At 40.4% G+C, this 4,282-nt stretch carries 4 protein-coding genes and 1 pseudogene; all 5 read right to left on the bottom strand.

The genetic code is table 11. From position 1 onward, the window contains the following. Nucleotides 1–120: 120 nt before the first annotated feature. A pseudogene (locus tag FTV03_RS17185) lies at nt 121–369 on the bottom strand (Ohr family peroxiredoxin); the annotation flags it as partial. A 95-nt stretch (nt 370–464) separates the two neighbouring features. Next, nucleotides 465–1,289 carry a carbon-nitrogen hydrolase family protein gene (locus FTV03_RS17190; RefSeq protein ID WP_078192617.1) on the bottom strand — a complete coding sequence of 275 codons (825 nt, stop codon included), beginning with the start codon at nt 1,287–1,289 and terminating at the stop codon, nt 465–467. A 30-nt stretch (nt 1,290–1,319) separates the two neighbouring features. Further along, the gene (gigB, locus tag FTV03_RS17195; RefSeq protein WP_078189558.1) at nt 1,320–1,838 is read right to left on the bottom strand and encodes an anti-anti-sigma factor GigB; all 519 of its coding nucleotides are present in this window, start codon (nt 1,836–1,838) and stop codon (nt 1,320–1,322) included. Nucleotides 1,839–1,950: 112 nt separating this feature from the next. Beyond that, on the bottom strand, nt 1,951–2,919 hold the full coding sequence (gene gigA, locus FTV03_RS17200) for an RsbU family protein phosphatase GigA (RefSeq protein ID WP_078192616.1): 969 nt from the start codon (nt 2,917–2,919) through the stop codon (nt 1,951–1,953). Between the two features lie 98 nt (nt 2,920–3,017). Then, nucleotides 3,018–3,974, bottom strand: coding sequence for a VacJ family lipoprotein (locus FTV03_RS17205; protein WP_180042360.1), 957 nt, complete (start codon nt 3,972–3,974; stop codon nt 3,018–3,020). Between the last annotated feature and the right edge of the window lie 308 nt (nt 3,975–4,282).

Consider the following 4,282-nt stretch of genomic DNA (forward strand, 5'->3'; position numbering starts at 1 on the left):
GATTCATATTAAGCTTTACGAGGGCGTTGTATCGTCTGACGAGACGTGTATCAAGATGGGAGATATTAAATTGAAGAGCATGCTCTTCAATTTAACCCAAAACTTGGGATTTGTGTAGATACCTATGACGTAGGCAGCAGGGGTAATCGAAATTTTATCTCGGTTAGACACAAATTTCATTGCACCTAAAAAACAGGCTGAATAACCAGCGGCGAAGAGTTGTTCAGGATTCGTACCATTACCTGTACCCCCCATAATTTTCGGCACAGCCAATTGAACATCTAAATGACCATCGGATGTCGTTGCACGACCATCACGACCACCAGTGGCTTTTGCATGGGCTGTATAAACTGCTTTTTCTAAAGTCATTTTTCTAATCCCTCAGATGATGGTTCAAAATCATATCGTGGGGGATTTTGTTTAAATAATATTCAGTTTTTTTGTAATTTTATACAGAGTGAAAATCAATATTGAACCAAAACACGGTGCTGCATCAGTGGCATAGATGCGCGAATCTGTTGCTGTTCGTCTAAGTCAAAAGGAACCGTGAGTAGTTGAGCGCCTTCTTCTGCGGTGATTGCTAAAATTTGACCACGGCTGTTGCTTGCTCCAGCATGCCCCCAAGTTTGACGTTTTTCACCATGCCAACCTTGTTGTGCGGCTCCTAGTACAGCACATTGGCTATCCATAGCACGGGCTTGCAGTAAGAGCTGCCAGTGCATTTCACCCGTGGTATAAGTAAAAGCTGCAGGCGCCGTTAAAATGTTTGCACCTTGGCTACGAAGTTTCAAAGCCAGTTCAGGAAAGCGCAAGTCGTAGCACACCATCAGGCCAATATTGCCAAAAGGTGTTGTTGCAACTACGGTTTCAGTACCAGGTTCAAAGAATTTTGATTCTTGATAGCCACCGACAGCGTCACCAACTTGCACATCAAATAAATGAATTTTGTCATAACGTGCTTCGGTACGTTCAGGGCTGATACACAGGCTGACAGTACGGACACGGCCATCTTGAATGATTGAACCATCTGGACGATAAGGGCATGGGAGTGTGCCCGCAACAATCCAAAGTTGATAACGATGTGCGAGTTGTTCTAGTCGCTGCTGAATACTTTCAAATTGCGCCGCGGTTTCGCGTTGTTTACCTGCGGCAAAACAGACAAAATTTTCGGGAAATACAATGAGACTCGCACCTTGAGCCTGACTTTGTTGCATCAATGATTCGATCACTTTGAAGTTATCTTCAATGTTATTTTGAGAATTCATTTGTGCAACGGAAAGTAAAGTCATGCGAAGAGGCTCTGCTGTGATTAACCTAAATTAGACATTTTGCTGCTTGGGTTGCTCTAGATTGTCCTGCTCTTTTTGCAGTTGTTTGACCAAAGGCTCAAACATATTTTGGTTGCTATCATTTAGTTTCATCAGCGTTTTGTGTGCATCTAAAACCGTATTCAGCATATTGCTATGGGTAATGTGTTCTTCCATAAGTGCGCGAGTGCATACACTTGGATCACCACAATAATTCAAAATAACAAACACCTGACCTAAACCCATGCTATTGGCAAGCGTTGTGATATCAGAGTTTGTAGACAACATTACCGCTTGGATATGGTGAACTTGTTTGAGCTTCAAACCCAGTTTAGCCAAAATGCCAAGGACAGTACTATCGATAAATGTCGTTTGGGTTAAATCAACGATTGCACCGACGACATTTTGTTGCTGTTCAATTTTGTTTAATAACTTGTCTAGACTAATACAAGATTGGGCACGCACTTCGCCAATAAGCTTAAAAATATGCGTTCCGTTCAAGCTTGCATATTCAACATGACCTGTTGACATATAAATGCCATTTGCAGAGAAGGATAGTAAATTATCCCATAGGGGCACAGCTTACTCAAGTAGCCGAGTATGATCAGAAAGTCGTATTCGGTTTAAGTAATTGATTTCGTGATTAATTGATTCGACGTAAACTTAGGATGGCAATATCATCAGCAACATGGTCTGGTGCTTGAAATGATTGATTTTGCAAGTGATAGACCAATTGACCTAGCTGTTCATTCAATCCACCGTCAAAAGGTTCAAGTGCGCCATCCGAGCAAATTACAAAGCGTGAATAACGATTTAAGGTGAATTCAAACTCTTCAACTTCTAGGTCTTCAGTTAAGCCAAGTGGAAAGCTACTGGTATTTAAAATTCGTGCGGGAAGACCGGGTTCAAATAAAATGGCCGGCGGATAATGGCCTGCACTAGACCATTTCAAGACATGCGTATCGAGATTAAGTATTCCCGCAATCATGGTAATGTGCTTTTCAATATTTTCTTGAACCAACATGCCATTGAGCTTTTTGATGAGTTCTCTCGGGGTTTTTGAACGACCGTGGAAAGCAGCCATCCAAGAGGTCAGTAAACTACTCGTCACCCCATGACCAGATACATCTGCAAGATAAAACATGATTTCTTTATCACTGATTTTCCAGTAATCGTACCAATCACCCGATAAATAAGCAGATGGCTGGAAGAATGTTTCAATTTTATAGTTGTGGAGTTCAATCGGATTGGGCAGTAAACGTTTTTGCAAATCTGCAGCAGAAGGGAGATCACGGCTATCTTGATTGCGTTTGTATTGTGCATCAATTTTAGTAAGTGCCACCTGAAGGTTAGTTGGGATATGATCCCAAACCCATCCTGCTAAAGCGCCTTGTTGCCAAGCTTGAGCCAATGCAGCACCTTCATGCTCAAAAGCGAGCACAATAGTAGGAAGTGTCCATTGGTGATTTAAAAAGTCGGCAACATCAGCAATTGCAATGATCGTTGGATCATACAAGTCTAGATCTTCAATGTTAATCATTTGTACGCTAGGAAGCGCATCAAGTACCTGATCTAAATATGGAATATCACGAGTAGGTTGAATGAAATACATAAAGAATTAGATGAATCCTTCGATAGACAATAAGTGTACTATAGCAAGCTAATGATGGCTGGAGGTAAAAACCACACCAGCCAATTGAAAAATTTTATTTATTCAGTTAATACCGTGTCGGTATCATCTGAAATGCTATCATCAATGAAATCGGTAGAATCATCAGATGAAACGTCTGTTGAATTATCTTCAGATTCATCAATGTCGTCATCTTCTTCATCAATAAATAGGTTTTCTTCAGCGATACCTTTTTTCTCAGAAATTGAATAATTCAGGCGTTGTAAATAGATGTCGCGAATTTGAGCATATTTATCGCCTTGCAATACACCTTCAATATCCAGTAATTGAGCGCGAGTATCGATTCCACGTAAAGTTTGCTCAGACCAATACGCCACATCATGACCATTAAGCATATATTTCTGTGGACGTCCTTGACTATCTACTGCTAGACCGACGGTTTGGCGCAATGTGCTTGGACCAAGCACCGGTAAAACAATATAAGGACCAGAAGGAATACCGTAATATCCTAAAGTTGCACCAAAATTTTCATCTTCGGTTTCTAGGCCTAGGCGACTCGCAGGGTCAGCAAAGCCTAAAGTTGTCAGTGTATTAACAGTAAAGCGACCTAGACTTTTTGCGGCACGTGTCGGTCGTCCTTGGATGAGTTGGTTAAACGCATTCCAAGGTTCGCCCAAATTTTTACGGAATAAACGATACGATTCACGTATATCCTTAGGGGTTTTTGCGACATATTGCACAGCAGCAGGGCGGGCAATATGGACATCTAAATAATCATTAAATGCGTAAACTTTCCGGTTGATCGGTTGGAAAGGGTCTTTATCTTCTTCTGATTGTGCTGCATTGGCATTTACAGATAATTTTTTTGCAACTTCAGATGACTTGACCATCGCAGCATGCGCAAGTTGTTGTGTTTTTGATTTATTGGCAGCTTCTGAGTCCTGAGCAACAGGTGCTGAAGCCTCGTCATTTGCAAATACAGGTGTTGTTACGACAAGTGACAATAATCCTGCATATAAAAAAGAAGTTTGGCGCATATATAGTCCTGACGCTTTTAGCGCGGCAAAATGTTTGCCGTATAATAAGTAAAAACGTTCAAATAATCTTGATTTATTACTATTAAACCAAATTTGATCAAAATATGAATGAAAAAATGTAATTTGAGCGAAAAATGTGCGCTCAAAATAATTATTTAAAAAAAGGTGTTGCGTTGGATCAGAAATGCTGTAGAATGCACATCCATCGGCGGTGATGAAGATTAAAACTTCTGATAAAACAATGACTTGGTTGAATTGATTAAGTTGGGTTTTATTTGATAAGTTTAAAAATAATTTGAATTACTGGT

Origin of the sequence: Acinetobacter sp. YH12218, from assembly GCF_013417925.1 — a bacterium.
Taxonomy (GTDB): Bacteria; Pseudomonadota; Gammaproteobacteria; order Pseudomonadales; family Moraxellaceae; genus Acinetobacter; species Acinetobacter amyesii.

What these genes read in the sequence shown, in the direction of transcription:
- FTV03_RS17205 (WP_180042360.1), bottom strand. Translation starts at nt 3,974, where the DNA reads ATGCGCCAAACTTCTTTTTTATATGCAGGATTATTGTCACTTGTCGTA.
- gigA (WP_078192616.1), bottom strand. Translation starts at nt 2,919, where the DNA reads ATGTATTTCATTCAACCTACTCGTGATATTCCATATTTAGATCAGGTA.
- gigB (WP_078189558.1), bottom strand. Translation starts at nt 1,838, where the DNA reads ATGTCAACAGGTCATGTTGAATATGCAAGCTTGAACGGAACGCATATT.
- FTV03_RS17190 (WP_078192617.1), bottom strand. Translation starts at nt 1,289, where the DNA reads ATGACTTTACTTTCCGTTGCACAAATGAATTCTCAAAATAACATTGAA.